This is a genomic window from Neobacillus bataviensis (assembly GCF_019969725.1).
Genome location: NZ_JAHXYW010000008.1, coordinates 130116 through 154943, shown reverse-complemented (window position 1 = coordinate 154943; position 24828 = coordinate 130116). Strand labels below are relative to the sequence as shown.

Annotated in this window: 10 protein-coding genes and 1 pseudogene; 9 read left to right on the top strand and 2 right to left on the bottom strand. The window is 38.2% G+C overall.

What is annotated here, in order from left to right; all coding sequences use genetic code 11:
• Window positions 1–3 precede the first annotated feature (3 nt).
• The 5 genes from LC455_RS19915 (at window position 4) to LC455_RS19895 (ending at window position 5055) form a co-directional block, all read left to right on the top strand.
• Window positions 4–1644: a YceG family protein gene (locus tag LC455_RS19915; protein WP_223593332.1), complete on the top strand. Its 1641-nt coding sequence runs from the start codon at window positions 4–6 to the stop codon at window positions 1642–1644.
• A gap of 3 nt (window positions 1645–1647) precedes the next feature.
• Window positions 1648–2751: a toxic anion resistance protein gene (locus LC455_RS19910; protein ID WP_223593331.1), complete on the top strand. Its 1104-nt coding sequence runs from the start codon at window positions 1648–1650 to the stop codon at window positions 2749–2751.
• An 18-nt stretch (window positions 2752–2769) separates the two neighbouring features.
• A complete protein-coding gene (locus LC455_RS19905; RefSeq protein WP_223593330.1) occupies window positions 2770–3384 on the top strand; it encodes a TerD family protein in 615 nt (204 codons plus the stop codon).
• A gap of 13 nt (window positions 3385–3397) precedes the next feature.
• Window positions 3398–3976 carry a TerD family protein gene (locus tag LC455_RS19900; protein ID WP_223593329.1) on the top strand — a complete coding sequence of 193 codons (579 nt, stop codon included), beginning with the start codon at window positions 3398–3400 and terminating at the stop codon, window positions 3974–3976.
• Between the two features lie 377 nt (window positions 3977–4353).
• Entirely contained in the window at window positions 4354–5055 is a 702-nt protein-coding gene (locus LC455_RS19895) for an anthrax toxin lethal factor-related metalloendopeptidase (RefSeq protein WP_223593328.1), read from the top strand.
• Between the two features lie 153 nt (window positions 5056–5208).
• On the opposite strand, the gene LC455_RS19890 is transcribed toward LC455_RS19895, so the two are convergent.
• Window positions 5209–5655: a fibronectin type III domain-containing protein gene (locus LC455_RS19890; RefSeq protein WP_223593327.1), complete on the bottom strand. Its 447-nt coding sequence runs from the start codon at window positions 5653–5655 to the stop codon at window positions 5209–5211.
• A 3-nt stretch (window positions 5656–5658) separates the two neighbouring features.
• Complete coding sequence (locus tag LC455_RS19885) at window positions 5659–6402, bottom strand: hypothetical protein (protein ID WP_223593325.1); 744 nt, start codon at window positions 6400–6402, stop codon at window positions 5659–5661.
• 954 nt (window positions 6403–7356) lie between these two features.
• Here LC455_RS19885 and LC455_RS19880 point away from each other — a divergent pair.
• The 4 genes and pseudogenes from LC455_RS19880 to LC455_RS19860 all read left to right on the top strand — a co-directional run bounded on the left by LC455_RS19880 (window position 7357) and on the right by LC455_RS19860 (window position 24580).
• Complete coding sequence (locus LC455_RS19880) at window positions 7357–10902, top strand: S8 family serine peptidase (protein WP_223593323.1); 3546 nt, start codon at window positions 7357–7359, stop codon at window positions 10900–10902.
• Between the two features lie 635 nt (window positions 10903–11537).
• Complete coding sequence (locus LC455_RS31750) at window positions 11538–15089, top strand: S8 family serine peptidase (protein ID WP_317851456.1); 3552 nt, start codon at window positions 11538–11540, stop codon at window positions 15087–15089.
• A gap of 123 nt (window positions 15090–15212) precedes the next feature.
• Window positions 15213–15392 (top strand): annotated as a pseudogene (locus tag LC455_RS31940) (transposase); the annotation flags it as partial.
• 587 nt (window positions 15393–15979) lie between these two features.
• A complete protein-coding gene (locus LC455_RS19860) occupies window positions 15980–24580 on the top strand; it encodes a S8 family serine peptidase (RefSeq protein ID WP_223593321.1) in 8601 nt (2866 codons plus the stop codon).
• Window positions 24581–24828: the final 248 nt, after the last annotated feature.

The following is a 24828-nucleotide window of genomic DNA, read 5'->3' as shown; positions in this document are numbered from 1 at the left end:
TGAATGCACCCATCATATAATCAGTTAATCGTCCGACCAATTGGGGCCCTTTCATTTGAAAATTGGCACGGATTGTTAAAAAAAATGTTACCGGAACGGCCGGAATATTCATTAGAAAATGGAACGATTCAAATTGGTCAGGTCCTGGGGAAATTCTTTGGCGTACCCATTGATACAGATGAATACTATAACCAGCTTTTTGAATATGTGAATACGAACGAATGGGGATTACAGTTGTTAAGTGAAGACTCACTTGATAAATCCATCAACAATGCCCACTTTCAAGCGATTCAAAAAGTGTTGAATATTCATCAGGAACAGAAGCTATCGATTAATCGATTTACCGCTTTTTTGGATGGCGACCAGCTTTTGCTAAAATCAAAGGTCCCTGCTATCCATCGAAAGCTGAGAGAAGCCATGATAGCACTGCTGGAATTATACGCAAGCATAGAGAAAGACGGAATGAAAAATCACGAGCTAAGGCGGGTTCTTGTAGATGTGGTCAAGTGGTCGGTCAATCATTTGCAGCCCGTTCTCGAAAAAGCCAATCCCGAAAAAGAAATGCCGAAGTTTTTGTGGTACGGCGATTTTAAAAAGAGTCATCAATATTTTTTATTTTATTTAGCAAAGCTTGGATGTGACATTGTCATTTTTCATCCTGAGGGTAAAGATGTATTGGGTGGTATGATTCAGGAACCCGTATTTACCCATCACTATCCAAACCAGCAGCCGGCAGAACCGTTTCCCAAAGAAAAACGGAGCCGGAAAACGACAGTGGCATACCGGGCTTCAAAAGAGATTGAAACCATTCTTAATCAAGAGGGGTCGGGTCTTTACAAGCCTTGGCAGTTAAGGGAGTATACTCCGTCATCCATTACTCTGAAAACGACCTATGATGAATTATTTATCCTTAGTAAGGAACTGGCGATGATTCGCCCAGATTTTTCTGTCGAAAATGGACATGTCAAAATCCCGTCCGTTTTCGCCAAAGTACTTGGTGTTAGTAAAAATCGAAAAGAATATTGGGATCGGTTGCAATCACTTAGCCAATTCGACCATAGTCTCCTCATTCGCCAGCTGCCTATTGCTAGATCCAGCAATAGCGATTTTCGTTATCATTATCGAAACGCAATGGGGAGGAATGGCTTAATAAATCCGGATAAGATGATGCAATCCCATTACTGGCCATATTCTTTTTTACCAACGGGACTGCAGAAAGGAATGGCAAATGCAATCCGCGAAATTTGTCATGAACCGGACTTAAAGCCATTGCCAATGGAAACCATGGAAGATGTTAAAATTTTCCTGTTTACACAGGCAATGTTTCTCCCTAAGAACGTGATTCAGTTATTGGAGAAGTTTGACTATTCCCAACATGTTCCAAAATTAATTATTTTCAACAATGAATTAACTGGTATGCTTTCAAGGGCTGATGCAGCCTTATTACTTTTACTTAATCAATTTGGTATAGATATCGTTTTGTATAATCCCACCGGGCACAATGATATCGAAAATTATCTCGATGACCGTTTATTTGATAAACACTGGCTCGAAGACATGGTATTTGATTTGGAATATAAAGAGCCTTCTCTTTTTAAAAAAGGTCTGTTTCAAGGAATCTTAAAAAATTTAAGGGGAGATTAATGAGTGAATCTAACGCCAAATCCTTCAAGCGGCTTAACACCGGCAGGCAATGAAGATGTACTTACAGAAACAAAAGTATCGGATATAAAGCTGGCTCTTCGCAAAGAGCCCGAAATACAAAATTTGGCCCGTACCATTGATGAACGCGACCAGATTCAAGTTTTAGAGTTCGGGAAAGAACCAGCCGTGCAAGTCTCACGCTTTTCTGATCAAATCCTCGCTAATATGCGGACAACAAAAGTAGAGGATTCCGGGGAATTGCTCAAACAGTTAGGACGCATCATGGACCGTTTTGATCCAAAGGACTTTCAAAAATCCTCTCCCGGTCTTTTTGGCAAACTGTTTAAAAAAGGCGAAAAGATGATTGAAAAGATTTTTGGCAAATATCAAACCATGGGTTCAGAAATTGATAAGGTCTATGTAGAAATTTCAAAATACCGTCAAGAAATGGTTGAATCAACCAATATGCTTGAGCAAATGTATGAACAAAACTATCAATTTTACTTAGCGCTGGAAAAATATGTAGTGGCTGGCGAAATCAAGGTGGAGGACCTGAAAAATAACCAGCTGCCACAGCTTGAAGCCCGTGCAGCCGCAGGAGATCAGCTGGCCTCAATGCAGCTCGATTCCCTCAGAAATGCCATTGAGCTATTAGAACAGCGTATTTATGATCTAGAAATGGCCAAAATGGTAGCGTTGCAAACTGCTCCGCAAATCCGCTTATTACAAAGAGGTAATACGAAGCTGATTGGAAAAATCAATTCAGCCTTTGTGACAACGATTCCAATTTTTAAAAATGGTTTAATTCAGGCCGTGGCAGCAAAAAGGCAAAAGCTTGTAGCTGATTCAATGAGTGAGCTTGACCGCCGCACCAATGAAATGCTCCTGAAAAACGCGCAAAACATTTCGCAGCAAAGCACAGATATCGCAAGGCTTGCCGGCGGTCCGAGCATCAAAATTGAAACGATTGAAGAATCCTGGAATATCATCATCAAGGGCATGCAGGAAACAAAGGCGATTGAAGAAGAAAACAAACGCATGCGTTTAGAGGGAACAAAGCGGTTAGAGCAGCTTCAAGATAATTTCAAGAAAATGAAACAACAATAATTTTATGAGGTGATTGATATGGCAATTAATTTACAAAAAGGTCAACGTGTCGATTTAACAAAAGGGAATCCAGGGCTAACTAAAATCATGGTAGGTTTGGGATGGGACCCTGTGCAAAGCTCTGGCGGCGGCGGTTTGTTAGGCTCTTTATTTGGAGGAGGCGGAAGTTCGGCAAACGTGGACTGTGATGCTTCTGTCATCATGCTTGGTGCCAATGACAAATTGCAAAATAATAAAGACGTGATTTATTTTGGCAATTTAAAAAGCAGTGACGGCAGCGTTCAGCATTCCGGCGACAACTTGACGGGAGCTGGCGATGGCGATGACGAGCAAATTATGATCGACTTAAGCAGAGTACCTTCTCATATTCAAAAGCTGGTTTTCGTTGTCAATATTTATGACTGCGTAAAAAGAAAGCAACATTTTGGCATGATTCGCAATGCGTTTATCAGAGTTGTAAATCCAACCAACAATCAAGAGTTAATCAAATATAATTTAACAGATAATTATAGTGGTCTGACGTGTCTTGTTACCGGCGAAATTTACCGCAACAACAATGAATGGAAGTTTGCGGCAATCGGCAGCGGCACAAATGCAGCCAGCCTAAGCGAAGTAGTTCGATCATATTCATAATGAGGTGATACTTTTGGGCATCAACTTATCCAAAGGACAAAGAATTGATTTAACGAAAACGAATCCGGGGTTAACGAAGGTCATTATCGGTCTTGGCTGGGATACAAACCGTTATCATGGCGGCCATGATTTCGATCTGGATGCATCGGCATTTTTAACGGATGCAAACAGCAGGGTGACACAGGATTTAGATTTTATTTTTTACAATAACTTGGTTCATCCTTCCGGTTCTGTTGAACATACCGGTGATAACCGCACCGGTGCAGGTGATGGCGACGACGAGCAAATCAAAATTGACTTTAGCAAGGTCCCAACGCATGTAAGCAGGATTGCGATTACGGTCACAATTCATGACGCCGAGGCAAGAAACCAGAACTTCGGGCAGGTTAGCAATGCCTTTGCCCGGGTAGTCGACGAAGAAACCAATCGTGAAATCCTCCGTTTCGACCTCGGCGAGGATTTCTCCGTAGAAACGGCAGTCGTCATTTGCGAGCTATACCGCCATAATGGCGAATGGAAATTCAACGCAGTCGGCAGCGGCTTCTCCGGCGGATTAGCTGCGTTGTGCCGCAACTTTGGCTTAGAGGTTTAATTTTTTTGATATGGTATGCTGCCGAATTGGCAGCTTTTTCTTTTTTGTAGATGATGAATGGCGGGAGCTAATTTTTTGCTGTTACGGTAAATGAAACGGACTTTCATTGCCCGAGGGAGATAGATTTTTTCGGTTATGGTAAATGAAATGCCATTTCATTGCCTTGGCGAGCTAAATTTTTGCTGTTCTGGTAAACGAAACGGACTTTCATTTACCGAGAGAGCCAAATTTATGCTGTTAAGGTAAATGAACTATCCTAATAAAAACTTATAATAGCAATAATCCCCATTTTTACCTATGAAATTCCGAATCTAGCAAACTATTTACCATGTTATAATTCTACTAATAACAATAATAGACAAATTGGGGGAATATGCATGCGTAAATGGGTAATTGCAATCATGATGATGTGCTTGTTCCTATCCATAAATACCACATCCCAGGCGGCAATTGACGGGGTTAGACTTGTGGATTATCCGAGAAATTCTATCCTCTATCAACCTCTTACTACAAATAAATCACTAGATCAATTAAATAAAATTATCATACTTCCGAAACAGCCATTTGACCAAAAAGAAGCTGCCGCGATCATAACAAGAATTGGTTCGCTTCCAGTTACTATTTTAGATAAAATCAATATCCATGGCATTAATCTTAAGCTGTTCACAGGGAAACTAACCGACAACCCAACAGCAAGCAATTTGGCTGGGCAAACACCACGAGGCTATCAAAACAACGTTACATGGGATGATGTTCCGGGAATCGGCGGCTCCAAGGTTGTCCTTGTAAAAATCGGCTCCAGTGAAAAAGGGAAAGGACACGGATCCGTTAACCTCGAGCTCCATGAAATGGCTCATTCCATCGATAGGTATGTTTACAATGAAATCAGCAGCTCCAGCCAATTTCATGAAGTTTGGGAAAAGGAACACAATCTAATATTTCCTGGAAACAACTATTTCTTATACCCGGAAGAATACTTTGCCGAAAGCTTCGCGATGTATTATTTAAATAAAGAAACTAAAGAGCTCCTGCGAATCAAAGCTCCAAAAACGTATCAATTTATAAAAACTCTAAACTAGGTATGCACTATCTATTTCTTTACAACAATGTGATTTAAAAATATGAAACACAATAAAAATAGCAGCAAAACCCTTAGATGGGTTTGTGCTGCTATTTTTTTCCGCAAAAGCCTTACTTTTTAGGCCGTCGGTGTTACTACGAAATGTTTGTTGTTATTTCTTTTTACTAGCTAAAGCATCTTCTGTTATTACCTTAACAACGTTAGAAATACCCGCGTTTAAACCGCCAACTACTTTCACTCTAAACTGGTAGGAGTTATTTTCTGATAATCCTGTCACTACCGCATTATTTGAGCTTACTGTAACTGGTTGCTCCGTTGTCGAAGTGCTCCATGTAACGCCATTATCGTTCGATTGCTCAATTTTCACTTCAGTTGCATTGACAGCCGCGATCCAGCTAAGTGAAACCGTATTTTTCGATTCTGCTGTATTCTTCAACGTGTTAATCGTAGAAGCGATTCCTAATTCATTGAAGTAATCTGTGCTATATTTATCTGCAACTGCTTCTTTCGGCTTGACGGTCGCATCTGGGTTCGATTTATATAGGTTCTTAACGAGGAACTTCATATCCGTCTCATTGATGATGCCGTCTTGATTCAAATCTTACACTTTGAACTCGTCTTGATCCTGCATGCCAATCTTATTGGCTAATTTCTTGACGTCCAGGACATCAATCACGCCATCGCCATTGACATCACCGGCAGCAGCTACAGGCTGAGAACCCGCTATATAACGGATTTCTCCGACATCTTCGCCCCAAGTTGTTTTTGTACCTAGAGTCACTTTTTGAATACTCTTTAAATGTCCAGGTGCTTCTACAACAATATTGTAAGGATCTTTTGATAACGGAATATCGTTCACTTTGACTGTACCATCTTTTTCAATTGTACCCGGGTATTTCACACCGTTAGAATCTTGCGCATAGGCTTTTGCTCCAACTGTCGATAAATCTTTAGCCCAATTGCCGTTGAATGCTTCAATGCGTGCATACGAAGTTATAAAGGAATGCGTCATAATAACTTTATAGCTGTAGATTTGGGTGAAAGAAGTTATTTTTTTCGGCGTAGATTCCCCATACTGCATGTAACTAAATGTTTTCGTATTTAGATCTCCGTCCATTGCATCCCATATAATATCAAAATAATCGTTTACTAGCTTGAAGGTTACATCAAGGAATGGTGTGTCGCCACTAAATCCTTGGAATCCATCTCCGCTAATTTGAGCTCCAACGTTAACTGTATTTTTGCTAAATCCTAACTCTGGGTGCGGCTTTACAACTGGTTGATCTACTGTTACATTCAACCCTCGCTCTAGAGCATATTTTTGGAACTCTGGATTCACTTTCACGTTTTGGAATTCATAGATATTGTAGAATCCAACAATGAATAGGCTGAAGGAAATTCCTGATTGACCCTTTGTACTTCCTTAGCAAATTTCTCCTCACTTATAGGAACTTGGGATAATACATTATCGCCGTTGCTGGCCCATTTTCAATATCTGACTTTTCAATCCCGATTTTTGTGTCCCTGTTATCTTCAATCGGGAATGAAAAATTCGGTAAGTCTTTTCGATTAATGTAGCCCCAAAGAGTATTGTCCTTTTGAGTTATGCCTAACGGTGCTAATTTGGCATTTCTTTGTTTGTTTTATTCTACTTTGGACTAAACGTCCAGTAAATTGGGGGATTTTGATACTAAAAAAATGAAAAAAAGGGCGATTTTAACGCTTAAAAATTATTGGAATTTTATTAAATTGTTTTTATATTTAAGTTTTTACGTAAATAGAATTTGGGGGAATTCTGCGAATTATCTAAATACTTCGGAAAAATTGGATGAATTTGATATTTTTCTAATAGTAGGTCTTTTTGCTCATTTTCGTTCTTAAAACTTTGCTAGTGTTTATGAAATTAAATGAAATTCCTTATATTCCCCCATTTATTTCAAATGAACGACTCTACAAAAATTATTTATTTCGACAAATATTCGAATTTTTCTCCCTATAAAACCAAAAACTCCTCGTAAACTATCCTATATTTGATATTTTTAAGTATAATTCGACAAAAGCTAAGACTTTTGAATCAAATGGGAATCCCCCAATTTACTGTGTTTTACCATGATTGTACAATTTTGTTTGATTTTATTTACTCTTGCTGCAAAAAGTTGGTTCTAAAATATCAGGGATGATGGGTGGTGTTATTTTATTTAATATCGCTATTTATAGTTAATTACTATTCTCTTAATCTAGTGATTTAAAAGGATAAACAGAATTGCAGATTTAAAACATTCTAAAAGGAGAGGCGCCCATGAAAAGTGGAAAAATAAAAGCATTTAAAGTAATGACCACAGCCGCTTTAACCTCATTGATCTTTTCATCCTATACAGCTTTAGCAGACGAAAATGATTTATCAGCCCCGCATCAGGCAATTACAGAAGAAACAAATCAATTATTGGTGCAAAATGGAAATTTACAAATAGAAAAAAAAGATTTGCTATATAAAGGAGATAAAAAAGAAGGTGTAAATAAAACCTATAAACCGACTGATACGGTTCGTTTGATCGTGGAAGTTGAACCAGCGACAGATAATGACTTTTCCCACAAAAACAAAAAGGCTTTATTTAAGGAAAAACAAGATAAAGTAATTGCGGAGATCTCAAAGAAAAATAAGTCAAAATCTGATTCTCCCCCTAAAGTAAAACAACGCTTTTTTGAAAGCTTTAACGGATTTAGTGTAGAAACAGAGTATCAAAACTTAAATGAGATCCAATCCACTCCTGGCGTCCAGAAAGTACATATTGCCAGGACATTCCATGAAACGATGGCAGCCAGCAAAGAATTAGTACAAGCTCAAAAAGTTTGGGAGCAATATGGCTTTAAAGGTGAAGGATTACTGGTTGCTGTCGTAGATTCCGGAATTGATTATATGCATAAAGATATGAAACTATCAGATGAAGCCAAAGCGAAAGAAAAATGGACTCAAGATAGAATCAATCAAAAATTTGCTGAAACAGATGTAAATGAAAATTGGTATTCAGATAAAGTTCCTACAGGCTATGATTGGGCAGACAATGATACAAATGTCATCCCTGGTGTTAATGGCAGCCCCCATGGAACGCACGTAGCTGGTACAATTGGAGCAGATGGGGACGAAGCAGCTGGCGGTGTTGCTGGTATTGCACCAGGTGTCCAGCTATTAGCTGAAAAGGTATTCTCAGATAATGGCGGCGGAGGAGCTTACGAGGATGATATTATTGCAGGAATGGAGCATGCTGTTACTATGGAGGCAGATGTCATCAACATGAGTTTGGGTGTGGATGCAGGCTATGTTAGTGAAGAAGATGATCCGGTTCAAAAAGCCATTCGAGTAGCGACTGAACATGGAACTCTTGTTGTTGTTGCAGCCGGTAATTCCGCTTATAGTACTAAAAATAGTTTATTTCTTAGCTCTGCTTCAGAGCCATATGCAGAAAATCCTGATATTGGGACAGTTGGTGCTCCTGGTGTAAGTCCCTATGCTTTATCCGTTGCATCCTATGAAAATACAAAAATGCATTTAAATACATTAGCTGAAACAAATGGTTTAAAGCTTCCATTCCAAGATCAAACAATGTTTCCTGCAAAATATAACTTTAAACTTTCAAGATTTTTAAAACAAAATGAAGAGTATGAAATGGTGTATGTAAACGAAGGACGGACCAAAGCTGATTTTCCTGCCAATAAAACTGGCTACATTGCCGTAATAAAATTAGCCAATCAATATTATTCTTATTCCACTTTTCAATTTAACGCAGCAAGATATGGAGCAAAGGCGGTTATCATCATACCACCTGATAATATGGGGTCTGATTATCCCTATCTAAAATTGAGTGAAAATTCCATACCAACTGCTACAACAGGAAAGGCTCCAGGGCAAGCGCTAATTGAAAAACTAAAAAGTGGTCAAACTGTTAAAATGAAATTGGCAGGGGATACTTGGATTGATAACGAAAACAAAGACAAAATGTCATATTTTTCATCCTACGGCTCCCCAACAACTTTAGATTTTAAACCAGAGATTTCTGCTCCTGGCGGCAATATTTATTCAACTGTCCCTGGTGATGATTATGAAGTGATGAATGGTACTTCGATGGCAACTCCACATGTCGCAGCCGGTTCAGCACTTTTATTGCAGGCATTATATCAAAAAGGATTATCACATTCAGAAGATACAGTTTTAAAAGCAAAACTGGCATTAATGAATACAGCAGATGTTGTTATGGATCCAAGAACAAATGGTGAAGTTCCATATTCACCACGCATACAAGGGTCTGGCTTAATGAAAGTTCAAAATGCCACAAATACTCCTGTCATTGTTCAAAGTAGAAATACTCCTTTGGAAAAAGCCGGGGCGGTTGCTTTAAAGGAAATTGGTCAAAATATTAGCTTTAAATTAAGCATGGAAGCCTTCGACACACCAAAAGGTAAAAATAATATTGATGATATTGAATACAATATTTATGTTGAGCTTTTAAAAGATAAAACGGAAACGAAGCAATTTGATTTAGATAATGATGGGCAATTGGATTCAAAAGAGTATTTAACATTAACGAGTGAACGAATTAAGGGTGCAACTGTAACTGTAAATGATAACATCGTAACAGACAAAACAGGGGCATTAGTTAAAATCAAACCGGGTCAAACAAAAATGCTCACGGTTAATATAACTTTACCAGATACTTTAAAGAAAAATAGTTTCGTGGAAGGATTTGTCCGTCTCGTTCCAGCAGACAAAGACCAAGATAAAGCTGTACCATTATCGGTTCCTTATATGGGCTTCTATGGAAAATGGGATGAACCGCAAAATATCGATCCTCCGGCATGGGAGAAAGACGCCTTTTTGGGCTATACAGCACTTTGGGATGGTACATCAGAACGTTATCCAAAAGGATACGATTCCCAAACTGGCAAATTTGATCTTAACAAAATTGCCATCTCGCCAAACTTCCATTTAAATGGTATCTATTCTTCTTTTACAGCTTTACGTAATTTAAACAAAACAGAAATGTTTATTAAAGATCAATCAGGAAATATCATTAAATATTTAGGAGACTACAGTGAGTTTACAGGTAAACCGTGGAAATTCAGAAAAAATATTATGTCGTTTGGAGATACTTATTACCCTGAGAACTATTATTGGGATATGACAGATGAGTCCGGACAATTTGTACCAGATGGAAATTATCAATATGTGATTAGAACGACATTAGATTACCCATCAGCAAAACCACAAGAAGTGAAAATGCCTGTTAAAGTGGATTCCACCCTTCCTAAAGTGACAGACATTATTATAACTCCAATTAACGGGAAATATGAGATTACGTGGAAAGGTACAGATAACGAAAACGGAAGTGGATATGCGGCTTCAATGGTTTGGGTAAACGGTAATTATTACACACCTGGTAATGCCACAAAATTAGTCTTAAACTACGAACCGAAAAGTATCGTTGTTGTCGGAGCGGATTACGCATTTAATCATTCGTATACCGTTTGGGGAGATCAAAGTCCAAAATATATGAGTGAATGGATGGTACTTTCCAATTCCGGTGTATATCCGACTAAAAATTTAAGCCAAAAAACCCCGACAGAGATTGATTATTTTGCTCAAAACAGAGTAGACTGGACGTTCTATGTTAAAGATGAAAATGGAAATATAGTCGATACGTTTGAATACAAAAATGAGAAAGAAGTTCATAGAAAATGGGTACCTAAACCGGAATTGCCAAATGGAAATTACTTTATTTCTGCAGATGTAGTGTCAAAAGACGGTTTTAAAGTATCAACAACGCCAGCAAAAGTAACGGTTCTTCAATAACCATAATAACAAAGGAAACAGCAAATTGAAGTTTCTTTTCCTTCTATCTCCTAATCTATATTTACCAAATCAGATTTAGTTGAAAGGAAGTCGGCCTTAAAAATGGGGTTGACTTTTTTTTATGAGGTTGGGTCATAGTGGGAGGGCTGAGGGTACTCTTATAACTTGGATAGATTTTTACACCATTCCAGTATCTGTATTTTTATTTATATTAATTTATAACTAAGATACCATATCCCTTTATGGTTCTTTATACCTATTTTGATCAACTTATTTTTTTATAAATCATAAAATTCTATTATTTTCTATTATTTCCCCCAAGTTTAAAAGAAAGTAATCCAACTAAGAAAATTAATTTCAACACATTCAATAAGGATCTTTTCCGATATTTACTTGAAAACTTATTTAATTGAGAGTCTGATATATTAAATTTTTTACATTTGGGCCTATCGAACTATGCTTGATTCCCCCAATTTACTGTCCTTTATGGTGTATATAAAATTTAAATATATTTATTTACTCATACTGGGTTGAGAAAAGTGTAAAGTAATGATTCTTTAACTTTATTAAATTATTAATCTATAAATGAAGGGAAATAGATTAAAACTAATATTTAAATAAAAGGGGAGACGTCAATGAAGAAGAATAAATTGAAGGCATTTAAAGTGATGACCACTGCAGCTGTAACCTCCTTACTTCTTTCATCATTCACAGTTTTTGCAGAAACGAATGACACTTCAGCCGATTCTCAATCGATTGAAGACATAGTGGAACAAGGAAGAAGTTTTGATCTGGATAAGGTAGAGAGTGGAAATGATAATGTCTATAATTATCAAGGTAAAGGTGCTAACGAAAGTTTCACGAAAGCCTATAGTCCAAATGAAATCGTTCGTTTAATCGTAGAAGTTGAACAACCAACGGATGAGGAAACGACTCAAAAAAATAAAAAATCAGTAATGAAGCAAGAGCAAGATAAAGTCATCGAGCAAATTGCTAACTCCAAATCTTCGAAATCAACTTCGTCACTTAAGGTGAAACACCGTTATTTTGAAGGGTTTAACGGATTCAGTTTAGAAACAGAGTATCAAAATCTGAAAGATATAGAGTCCATTCCAGGAGTTACGAATGTTCGTATAGCTAGAACTTTCCATGAAACAATGTCTACAAGTAAATCGTTAGTACAAGCTCAAAAAGTATGGAACGATTATGGTTATCAAGGGGAAGGATTACTTGTAGCTGTTGTCGATTCAGGAATCGATTATACTCACAAGGATATGACCCTTACCGAAAAAGGAATAGCAAAACAGAAGTGGACTCAAGAAAATATCCAAGCAAAATTTGCTGAGACAAAAGATGTAAACGAAATTTGGTATAGCGATAAAGTTCCAACTGGATATGATTGGGCAGACGAAGATACGAATGTTATTCCTGCTGTTACTGGAAATCCGCATGGTACTCATGTTGCAGGGACAGTTGGAGCAAATGGAGACGAAACGACGAATGGTGTACAAGGAATTGCCCCTGGTGTGCAACTTTTAGCTGAAAAAGTTTTTTCAGATAAGGGTGGCGGAGCTAAAGAGGATGATCTTATTGCAGGTATTGAGCATGCTGTAACAATGGGTGCTGATGTCATCAATATGAGTTTAGGTACTGATGCTGGCTATGTTGGAGAAGAAGATGATCTAGTTCAAAAAGAGATTCGCGTTGCAACAGAACAAGGTACACTTGTTGTCGTAGCAGCCGGTAATGCATCCTATAGTACAAAAAATAATGCAATTGCTTCTTCATTAAGTCCATATGCTGATAATCCTGATATCGGAATTGTCGGTCAACCAGGTGTTAGTCCATATGCACTCTCGGTTGCTTCCTATGAAAATACTAAATTACATTTTAAAACTTTAACAGATGGAAATGGGCTTACAGTGCCATTCAAGGATCATACGCAATTCCCTAACTCGTATAATTTTAAAGTTTCTAAGAATCTATTACCTAATACTAGCTATGATATGGTATATGTAGGCGAAGGAAAGAAAGCTTCGGATTATCCTGCAGGCAAAACGGGCTACATAGCTATCGTGAAACTTTTAAGTTCATATAGTACTGTTTCGTCGATTCAATTTGCAGCAAAGAGTGCAGGTGCAAAGGCTATTATTATGATACCACCTAACAATTGGCCAGATTATGCCTCTCTACCAGTTACACCAACTGCGACACCAACTGCTTCAACGAGTAAAGCTATAGGTGAAGCATTGCTAACTAAAATGAGTAGTCTGCCAAGCGGTCAATATTTGAGTATGAAGGTTGGAAACGATACATTGGTAGATAGTCCTACGAAAGACACAATGTCTGATTTTTCTTCCTTCGGTTCACCGCATACATTAGATTTTAAACCAGAGATTTCTGCTCCTGGTGGAAATATTTATTCCACTATGCCAGGAAATGATTATCAAATCATGAGTGGAACATCCATGGCAACTCCTCATGTTGCAGGCGGTTCTGCATTATTATTGCAGGCACTATATGAAAAAGGATTATCACATTCGAAAGAAACAGTTTTAAAATCAAAAATTGCCTTAATGAACACAGCGAATATTGTTATGGATCCAAGAACAAATAGTGAAGTTCCATATTCACCACGTATACAAGGGTCTGGATTAATGCAAATTCAAAATGCGATTAAGACTCCGGTCATTGTTACAAATAGAGATACTTCTTTAGAAAAAGCTGGGGCAGTGGCATTAAAGGAAATCGGTCAAAATACAAGCTTCAAATTAAATGTTGAAGCATTCGATGCTCCTAAAGCTAGCAATAATAGTGATGATATTGAATATAAGGTTTATGTAGATGTTCTAAAAGATAAGTCTGAAATGAAGTCATTTGATCTAGATTATGATGGGCAATTGGACGAAAAAGAGTATTTAACTTTAAAAAGTGAACGTATTAATGGTGCCACTGTAACAGTAAATGATAATAAAGTAACTGATTCAGAAGGGGCTTTAATTAAAATCAAACCAGGCCAATCCAAAATGCTAACAGTAAATGTTTCTTTACCAGATTCCTTAAAGAAGAACAGTTTTGTAGAAGGATTTGTTCGCCTCGTTCCTGTAACTAAAGATCAAGATAAGGCCGTACCTTTAACCGTTCCATATATGGGCTTCTATGGAAAATGGGATGAACCACGTAATATAGACGCTCCTGCGTGGACTACGGATAGATTTTTAGGATATACAGCACTTTGGAACGAAGATTCAGAAAAATATCCGTTAGGATTTGACCCATATACTAATAAGTTCCACCTTAACCATATTGCTTTCTCGCCAAACTCTTTTATTGAGGGAATTTCCTCAACCTTTACAAGTTTACGTAATTTAGAAAAAGTGGAAATGTATATTGAAGATTCATCGGGAAATGTCATTTATAATTTAGGTGATTTTAGTGAATATACTGGAACACCATGGAAATTCAGAAAAAATATTATGGCATATGGTGACTTGAAATATGCTGGTTATCAGTGGGATATGAAGGACGAATCAGGACAATTCGTACCTGATGGTGTTTACCAATATGTGATTAAAACAACCTTAGATTATGAAAATGCCAGACCACAGGTAGTTAAAATGCCTATCACGGTAGATTCCATCGCTCCAACTGTTTCAGATATAACTGTAACGCCAAAAAATGGAAAATATGAAGTTTCCTTCAATGTGCAAGATAATGCAACAGACTTTAAATATGCAGATATTTATGTAAATGGACAATTTTATCAAATGTCAATTGGACAAAAAACTCAACTTGTTAATGCAGAACCGAAAGGTATTTTTATTAGAGCATACGATTATGCTGGAAACATTACGTACAAAGTTTGGGGAGATACAAGCTATATTAAACCATCTATGGCCGTTCAAACAATCAGTATAACTCCGTCTGCAAATATTAACCAAAATAATCCAGCAAAGATCTCTGCTTGGGCGTATTCTAGAGTAGACTGGACGATTAATGTAAAAGATGCAAGTGGAAAAACCGTTGATACATTTGAAGTGAAAAATGAACATGCACTAAAAACACAATGGTCCCCAAATAAGGATCTTCCAAATGGAACGTATTCAATTACAGCTGACGTCGTTACAAAAGACGGATTTAAAGTAACAACAACACCGAAACAAGTAACGGTAATGCAACAACCATAAATAATTTACTTGGATCAATTAAAAAGCTATCTTTCCTATTATTTTAGGAATGAACTGCCCCGTAAATGTTAGACACCAAACTTACATTTACGGGGTGTTTTTATGGCCTAATTTACATCAGAAGAAAAGATTCATATTGTATTAAGGTATTTAAAAGGAAACGAAAGTATTAAAAAACTTACGCAAGAAGTTGGAGTAAGTACTCCAATCTTAAGTGGGTGGATTCGCCTTTATGAACAATCTGGTGTAGAAGCATTTAATAAATCCAATACAAGTTATTCTGTTGAGCTTAAAATAAGGTAAACGATTTCAGTAGATACTGTTACTAAAGACGGTTTCAAAGTAACAACGCCCCCTTAACAAGTAACGGTTCTTCAATAACCGTAAATCATTCTATTAGATTTTTTAAAAGCTATCATTCCTATTTATTTTAGGAATGATAGCTTTTTTATTTTAAATTTAAATGGTATTGAAGACGAATCTAGCGTTCTAAAGAAAATGAGCCAATTACCTGCATAATCAATAGATTGTAAAAAATGGTTAAAGCATAATTTAAATTATAATTTTTCGTGGATTCTTTAAAATTCCCCCAAATTTAAATAGTTTTCTATTTCCATTTTAAATTACAGTTCTCCTTAATTTGATTGATGTTTATAATAATAGTTTCCATTTTTAATAAAAAATCTTAGAGAATCATCAAAAATTGTCGAATAAAAAGGACTATTTTCCCCCAATGTACGAATTTTGTAATCTCGATTACTATTTAAATATATTTAAATAGTGTGAACATTATCACTACTTAAATATATTTAAATGATTTTGAGATCTAGAAAAAAGCTCGATCAGGGATGTCAAAATAACTATTTTTATATTTTTAAAGGAGGGTAAAAATGAGTATGAGAATGAGACGAACTAAGAAAATATTATCTGTCTCTATGTTGATTGCAATGTTTTTAAACATTGGGCTCCCTCAGAGTTTAACACTCGTACATGCTGCTACTAATACAAGTCAGCAAAGTCCGTCAAGTGGAACTTTTGATGCTAAAGAAGTAAATCGTATTCTAGACGGTCTTACTCCAGAACAAAAAGCAAACATTAATAAGCTGACTGGAGCAGAAAATTCGCAAAAAATCCATGTGAATCAAAAGGATTTCCGAAGCTCCAAACCCATTAATGTCATCGTTCAGTTTAAGCAAGATCCAGCTAAGATTCAAATCATAAAGCAAGCATTAAAAAACGGCGGTGCCACTTTAAATAGCCAAGCCTTTGCGGATGAGTATTCGGCGGCACAGAAAAGGGTGGCCGATTCTCACGCTAATTTCAAAAACTTTCTGAATGCACAGGCTAAAACGCAAATCATGGGCGGACAACCTGTTAACAAGGCGATGAAAATTACAAGAGAGTTCTCTGAAGCATACAATGGAGTTTCTTTATCTCTACCGGCAAACCTCTTAACAAGTCTGGCAGAGAATCCAGAAGTGGCATCCATTTGGTCTGTAGAAACAATAGAAGTTCCAGAATCAAGTAACACAGTAAATGCGGCAGAGGCAAGCGGTTTTGTAGGGAAAGCGACGTCTGCGCTTAAATTATTGGGGCTTGACAAACTTCAAGCAGAAGGTCACACAGGGTTCTTTAAGTCAGGTCCAAATGCTGGGAAAAGAGTGAAGGTTGGAGTGCTCGATACGGGTATTGACTACAATCACCCGGACCTTTACAAAGCGACACACGATGCAAACGGAAATCTATATGGTGGACATGACTTTGTCAATTCAGTGATCGATTCAAGTGACAATGTAAAATTCATCGATGACAAAGACCCAATGGAAACGGTCTATTCAGACTGGTTGTATGCGAAAGCAAATCCGAATATGGTGCTAAATCCGCCGACACAAAATTACAAAGATTATATTACAGAGCATGGAACGCACGTTTCAGGAACCATTGCTGCCAATACAACAAACAATAACGCAACCTATTCCGCAAATGGCGTTGCGCCAGATGTGGAGCTTCATGGCTATCGTGTTCTTGGTCCAGGTGGACGTGGTCTAGGGGACGGTATATTGAATGGGATTGATCAAGCAGTGAAAGATGGGATGCAAGTCATCAATCTTTCGCTAGGTTCAGCGACTAATGACCCATTAAGCCCAAACAGTATCGCCATTAACAATGCGACGATAGTAGGTGTTACCTGTGTGGTATCAGCAGGTAATAATGGTCCAGGTGCGGCAACGGTTGGTTCGCCGGGAACGGCACCACTAGCCATAACGATTGGTGCAAGTACGATTCCAGTAGAGGTTCCTGTATTAACGATGAAAAACGGGACGATTCCTTATCAAGCTCGTTTATTTGGTAAAAGTTTTAAAGACAATGACAATCCATTTGCAGGACAAACCCTTCCGATTGTGGATGTTGGTTTAGGTGGTCCGTCGGATTACCAAGGAAAAGATTTGGCTGGGAAAATGGCTCTCGTGAAACGCGGAAATGGGCTTTTAACAGGCAAAATGGCGAATGCCAAAGCAGCTGGCGCCAAAGGAATGATTATTTGGAATAATATCGCGGATGAAAACAACCAAGGTTATATGGTCCCGACCTTAGGAACAAGCATGGATAATATTTATTCTGTTTCCATCACACAAGCACAAGGTCAAGCTCTTGTGGATGCGATTCACAATGATCCAACGACTGCAACCATGACTTTCCCATCTTCACTAGATGAATCCATTTGGAAAAACGGGGATGAACTAGCAGGCTTTAGTTCAACCGGTCCGGTTAAGAACTATGATATGAAGCCAGACGTCATTTCACCAGGTGTTGATATTATTTCCACCGTTCCTTTTGATGTTTATGAGCCTCAGGAAGGTCAAACGCATGATTATACGTATTGTTATCAATCCATGCAAGGTACATCCATGGCCGCCCCTCATACAGCAGGAATTGCCGCTTTGATTTTAGCCGCTCACCCGGATTATAAACCGGCAGATGTAAAAGCCTCTTTAATGAATACGGCGAAGGATGTAAACACAGAATCAACGACTTATAGTGTGTACCAAGTCGGTGCTGGACGTGTGGATCCTGTTCGTGCCATTAATACGGATGTAAAAATCGAAGTGTTAGACAAAGCTAATAACTATGATGATCCAAGATATCAATATGATCCTAACGCTACCATGACACAAATAGATGACATTAGGGGAAGTATTTTCTTTGGATTTAAAGGTAGAGGAGAAGGCGCGAAAGATGGTTCAGATGATGTGGTATCAACGAAAGACTTTAACATCATCAATCAAGGAACAAGCAGTAAGACGTTCAAGGTAAGTTCAGCCTTTATTTCCACCAAATTTGCTGGGTCGAATCCAGTAGGTCCTGGAACAGGGAACGATGTGAAAGTGGATGTTTCCGTCAATAATGCCAATACGACAAGCATAACGGTCGGCGGAGCGAGCTCCGTTAAAGCAACGGCTAAAATGTTGGTTCCATCAAACGCAATGGAAGGCACTTACGAAGGGTATTTAAATCTTGTCAATGCTTCTGACTCAACAGAGTCTTATCGCATTCCTTTCACCATTACGGTAGCTGAAAAAGGAATTGATTTTAAAGTACAAGTTAAGGCAACGACACTTACAGAGAGATATACAGGTAACTATAATCCAATGGGTGGTGCGCCTGGGTCACTTTATTCCTACTCTTTCAACGGTGAAATGAAAAGTATGTATTTGTTGTTAAAAGACAAGGAAGGTAACTATTTAGGTCTTGTACAAAATGTAACGGGAATCAATGGGGCTCCAGGTGTCATTTACAATAATAAGCCAATGCTTCCAAACGGATTATATTTTCCATTTACGAAGTCTTATAACGGTTCACTCGATCAGTCCGGAATTGCCTCAACACCCGTTCCTGCAAAAGAAGGTGCTTATTCAGTCGAGATGATTGCAACCGACAATACTGGAAAACAATACAAAGATGAAGATACCGTCTATGTTGACTATCAAGCACCAACGATGAAAATGGATTCGGATGCCCAACCAGGCATTTATGAAATCGACCCTACGGGTTATCAAACAGGACAGACGGTTAAAACGTTTGGTGGTACTGTCTATGATTCGAATATCGATGTCATGAAAAATAATGGCGAAGTTTCGGTACCTGGTCTTGCTGATCCGTCAAAACTAGTGCCTGTAAACCAGGGTTTGAATACGGTTTGGCTTTACCAAGATTTTGATTACGCAACTGCTTCGTTCTCAACGGATGCGAGTGGGCGTTTCCAATTTGGCATTTCCCCTGAGGACATTAGACCAGAAGGAAGTGAAGTTCGGATTTATCCAACCGATTATGCAGGTGCCGGCCATTTCTTAAACAAACTGCGGTATTACTTTATCAAAAAAGGTTCACCATATGTAACGCTTACATCCTCAGGTGGTGTAGACTCAGGTCTTGAAAGTCAAGGTAAGGTCGTCATTGAACCGAATAAACCATTTAAAGCAACACTCGCAACGAAAAATGGGGTGGGGATGACAGGTGGTCAATTTACGATCAATGATGCAAAATTTTACCAATTTAGTAATATCAGACTTTCAGATGCGTATAAGCAATATTTAGAAAGCAAAGGTATTACACCTACTTTAACCGTAAGTGCGCCATATCTATCTCCAGAAATAAGCGGTAATAACATCGATATTACGATATCTGGAATTGATGCTGCTGGTGCGCTCGATCACGATATAAACATCTTAGAAGCAGATGTGACCTTTATTCATCCTGATCCTTTAATTGGACCAAATGAATTCGATGTCACAAAATCAAGTTTTAGGTTTTCAGGTAAAGACACGAAGGTTCCTACCTTCCTTGCCAATTGGCCGTATTTGAAAACGCCAACTTCCATGATGACGGGTGGTATATTTGCGGAAAGTTTCCGAGCGAATATACTTAGTGGTAATTTCATGAATGAAACAGTGGCATCAGGTGCTAAAGTGACAGTTACAGATGCAAATGGTAAATCCTTTTCAACTGATAATCCAACGACCAGCAATAACACTGTTTCCTATCTTGGGAATACAGCGGGCACATATTCGGTTGCAATGGATGCAAGCGATAAGCCATACGACGTTGAAGTTTCCATGCCAGGCCACTTTAAAGACTATTTTAAAACGCCTGTAATTGGTTCAAACCGTTATGGTTATATAACAGGAAGTTACTTTGATCGAGCAAGTTATGATACACCTCTGTTGTTAGGTGGAGACGTTAATGGTGACAACGTCATTGACATGAAGGACCTTTTGGCGGAAGTAGAGGCTTACAAAAACTATACAGCCCTTACGACGACAACAGATAAAAAGTCATTCCTAAATAACCCTGTTAACAGAAAATATGATATTCGTTGGGTTCCAACAACCAATCCTTCTGGTTATGGAATTGATTACTATGATTTTTACTATATTTTCAAAAACTTTAACCAAGTGAATCAAAGTGCCATCAATGCAGGAGTGAACGTGCCAAGTCCACAGCTGACATTAACAGAAGACACTTTGGTTAATGGGGTGCAATTAAAAGCTGGAGATGGTTTGGATAAAGTATTGGCTGCTCTTCATTTTGCGGGCCCATTACTAAAAACGACAGCTCTAAAGATTCCAACCTTGGAAGAATTGCAAAATGGCACTGCAATTACCTTAATCCCAAAAGATACCGTTTATCTAGATGATATCTTTTGGAGAAAAGCGATTACGAACATTTTGATTGACTCAACCGATGTAACGAATGCCTTGGTTCCAAATACTTCAAAACAAGCAGTGACGATCACGGCAGCATACTCTTATGGCAGCCCGGCGACTTATGTACCTGCCGCCATTACCTTAGATGGCTCGTTATTTGCCAATACAGGTAATAAAACGGTCACCGTAAAAGCAACAGGATATCAAGACGTCACGTTATCATTTACGGTTTCAGCTTTACCGATTCCGACGCCGACGATTCCATTAGTAACCGATCCACAAAAAGCCCATTTAGGTAAAGATTTAACCTATACCTTTACCGATGATGCGAAATGGCGAAATGGGATTAATAAAATCGTGGTGAAGAAAAATGGAGTGACAACCGGTCTAGATATTACGGATTTAAAAGATGGAAGTGGAAACAAATATTATGATATAAGCCAACCAGGTCAAATTACGTTCAAAGCGGATTTATTTAAGACAGACGCAGTCCTTAAAACTAGTGATGCAACAACCTATAGTAACGCAACAATCAATCCAAGTGGAGCAAACTATCTGCCTGCATTATACAAATTTGAAATCAATTCTGTAGGCACGGATGGAACGGTATACCCACTTGTAACCGTTGGGACAAATACAGGTGACTCAGGGTTGAATGCGGCTCAAGCGGTTGGTTATGGAATCACGTTTGATTCTCAGGGTGGATCTGCAATTAACACGACAGCGGTTGGTTACAGACCTAGTTTGAGTAAGTATGGAACAAACGCAAGTGATTTAACGATAGGATTTAGTAATCCAAAACCGACGAAGCCTGGATATGTCTTCATGGGATGGTATAACGAGCCTGCCGCTACGACTTCTTTTAATCCATCTACTTTATTGACGGCTGACAAAACGGTTTATGCGAAATGGGATATGAACACTACCCAAAACTATTCACTAGTTGACCAAAACAACCCGAATGGGCTTAAGTTCGACGGTAATTCGGCTACTTCAGGTATGGGCTGGGTACTTGGGGAAGGGAATTTGAAAATCAACATTCCAGATTATCGAACAAACCTGACATGGTTAACCGATAAAAATAGTATTGCCAATATTCAGGCAACGTACTACAAGCTAAAAAGTGACGGAACAGGCGAAGCGACACCAACGACTTATACGATGGACCCAAGCACGTATGATTTAATCGCTAACGCAGACGGCAGCGCAACGCTTTCCTTTACGACGGCAACTGAAAGCTATGCATTGGCCCATCCGGATGAAAAGTTTGCCTTTAGTGCGGCACCAGCCATAAAAGCTCCTTATAATGGCTATCAGTTAACGGTGACAGCTACTAGTGGTCAAACGTCACAGATTAATAACGTTAGACTAGGTTACAGACGTCACATTGATTTAAATGGCGGAACGTTAAAAGTGTTGCCTACTGGAAATGTCTATTTCAATGATAGTCTTGTGAATGGAAAAGGAACCCCACCGGATATGACCAATGCTAAAATTTATGTAGAAAATGGTGGTCTATCCATTAGCAATACCCTTTATCTTGACCGTGAAGGAACAAGCAGTAAGGCTCTCGATTTATCAAATTTGGTAAGTTTAACCGATAATGCAACTTACTATCTATGCTGGATTAAAACTCCGCCAGCCGTATCTAAGGATACCGTAGGAAACACTGTGGGCAGCGATATTACGTTAACGTTCACGGAAGACGGAACGTGGAAAAATAATATCAAACACGTGTTCATTGGCTCAAAGGAATTAGTTCAGAATAACGACTACACCATGACGAATAATTCGATTACGTTGAATAAAGCTTTATTCCCAGTTGGACAAAAGTTCAATGTGGTCATTCAATCAGAAGGGTATGCGGATGCAGTCGTTTCAGACCAAGTAATCGGTTATGAGGTAACGTTTGAATCAAACGGCGGCGATGCAGTTGACTCTCAAATTGTCGATTCACGTGTAACCAAACCAGAAGATCCAACACAAGCTGGTTATAAGTTTGCTGGCTGGTATGTAGATCAAGCATTAACAACACCATTTGATTTTACAAGCATTGTGACAAAGCCAATCACACTTTATGCCAAATATGCTTTAGCAGCATCGATTGTCACACCGGATACGAAAGATAACGCTCTTGGTAACGATATGACACTTGAATTCAGTGATGCTGACTGGGCAAAGGCTATTTCCGGCATTACCATTAACGGGTATGCCCTTGATGGCACGAAATACAAAGTAGATTCTACTTTAGGTACGATTACGTTAGATAAGAGTCTTTTCACAAAAATAGGATCTTACATTATCGTTATCAGTGCTACGGATTATGCAGATGTAACAGTTAGTCAGAAAGTAGTTAACGGAATCAATGTACATTTTGTACTTGATCATGCTCCATTTGAAGTCAAAGACCAAATTGTTGTACGCAGAATAACAGAACCAGTCGTTTATGGTTATGATTTAACTTGGTTCTTAGATGCGGATTGTACAATTCCATGGAATTTCACAAACTCCATCTATTCTGAAAAAACGCTTTATGGCAAATGGTCACTACACAAGTTTTCATTTGTGTTTGATAAACAAGATGGTGGCTTAGCAGATAGCAAAACTGGAGAATTTGGCAAGACGATTACAGCTCCAACAGCACCAACAAGACCAGGTTACGCATTCCTTGGTTGGTATAAAGATGCTGAAGGTAAAATTGCATGGAATTTTGCGGCAGATAAAGTAACAGGCGATACAATCCTTTACGCCAAATGGGCGACTGGTGTTGAAAACAATGGACTTTACAATAAGGATGTAACCATTATATTTAATGAAGCAACAGCTAAAATAGATGGCAAAGCTTTCACAAGTGGAACGAAAGTTACTAGCGAGGGTGATCACACATTAGTGGTAACGGACGCATCTGGTAACGCAACAACTATTCAGTTTACCATTGATAAAACGGTTCCAACGGTTTCAGGTGTAGAAAACAATAGTTTCTACAATCATAATGTTACCCTAGCATTTAATGAACCGGCTGGATTATTAAACGGTGAACGAGTAACTAATGGAACGGTTGTTTCAAAAGAAGGAACCTATCAATTAGTCGTGACAGATGCTGCTGGAAATGTAACAACCGTAAACTTTACGATTGATAAAACAGCTCCAGTCGTAACTGGCGTCAACAACAATGGACTTTACAACAAAGATATGATCGTTACGTTTAATGAAGGAACTGCTACATTAGATGGAAATAACTTCATAAGCGGAACTGCAGTTAGTACAGAAGGTAGACATACATTAGTGGTAACTGACAAAGCTGGAAATGTAACAACTGTTCAGTTTATCATCGATAAAACTGCTCCTGTAGTAGCTGGCGTAGTGAACAATGGTTTCTACAATCATAATGTTACCCTTTCATTTAATGAATTAGGCGGATTATTAAATGGAACACCAATACCAAGTGGAACCATTGTTAAAAAAGAAGGAACCTATACATTAGTCGTAACAGATGCTGCGGGTAATGTAACAACCGTGAAATTTACCATTGATAAAACTGCTCCAAAAGCACCAATGGTGAATAAAGTGACTTCTACAACTACATTAGTTACAGGTACTGCTGAACCAGGAACAAAGATTTATGTAAGAGTTGGGTCAAAAATAATTGGAACTGGTATTGCTGATAAATATGGTCATTTCACTATTTCCATAGACAAACAAAAAGTAGGCACAAGCCTTTACGTAACAGCGGAAGATGAAGCTGGCAACGAAAGTGATGCGACAAAAGTAACGGTTAGCAAATAAGGAACAAGAAATATCCCTGATAATTTTCAGGGATATTTTTTTGATGGAAGATTATTTGGTACCTAGTATCCAATTTCAAAATTGGTACGAAATTCGTCTTAATTAATCGGTTGTAAATAATGGTACGAGCAAAACATTAAAAATATTTTCTCCTAGATTATTTAAAATTCCCCCAAATTTTAATAGTCTTCTATTTCCATTTTAAACTAAAATTCCCCTTAATTTATTTGATGTCTCTTTAATAAAGT

Bases quoted from the DNA above. Each gene is read 5' to 3' on its own strand.
- LC455_RS19880 (WP_223593323.1), top strand. From the start codon at position 7,357: ATGAAAAGTGGAAAAATAAAAGCATTTAAAGTAATGACCACAGCCGCT.
- LC455_RS19895 (WP_223593328.1), top strand. From the start codon at position 4,354: ATGCGTAAATGGGTAATTGCAATCATGATGATGTGCTTGTTCCTATCC.
- LC455_RS19860 (WP_223593321.1), top strand. From the start codon at position 15,980: ATGAGTATGAGAATGAGACGAACTAAGAAAATATTATCTGTCTCTATG.
- LC455_RS19905 (WP_223593330.1), top strand. From the start codon at position 2,770: ATGGCAATTAATTTACAAAAAGGTCAACGTGTCGATTTAACAAAAGGG.
- LC455_RS19915 (WP_223593332.1), top strand. From the start codon at position 4: ATGCACCCATCATATAATCAGTTAATCGTCCGACCAATTGGGGCCCTT.
- LC455_RS31750 (WP_317851456.1), top strand. From the start codon at position 11,538: ATGAAGAAGAATAAATTGAAGGCATTTAAAGTGATGACCACTGCAGCT.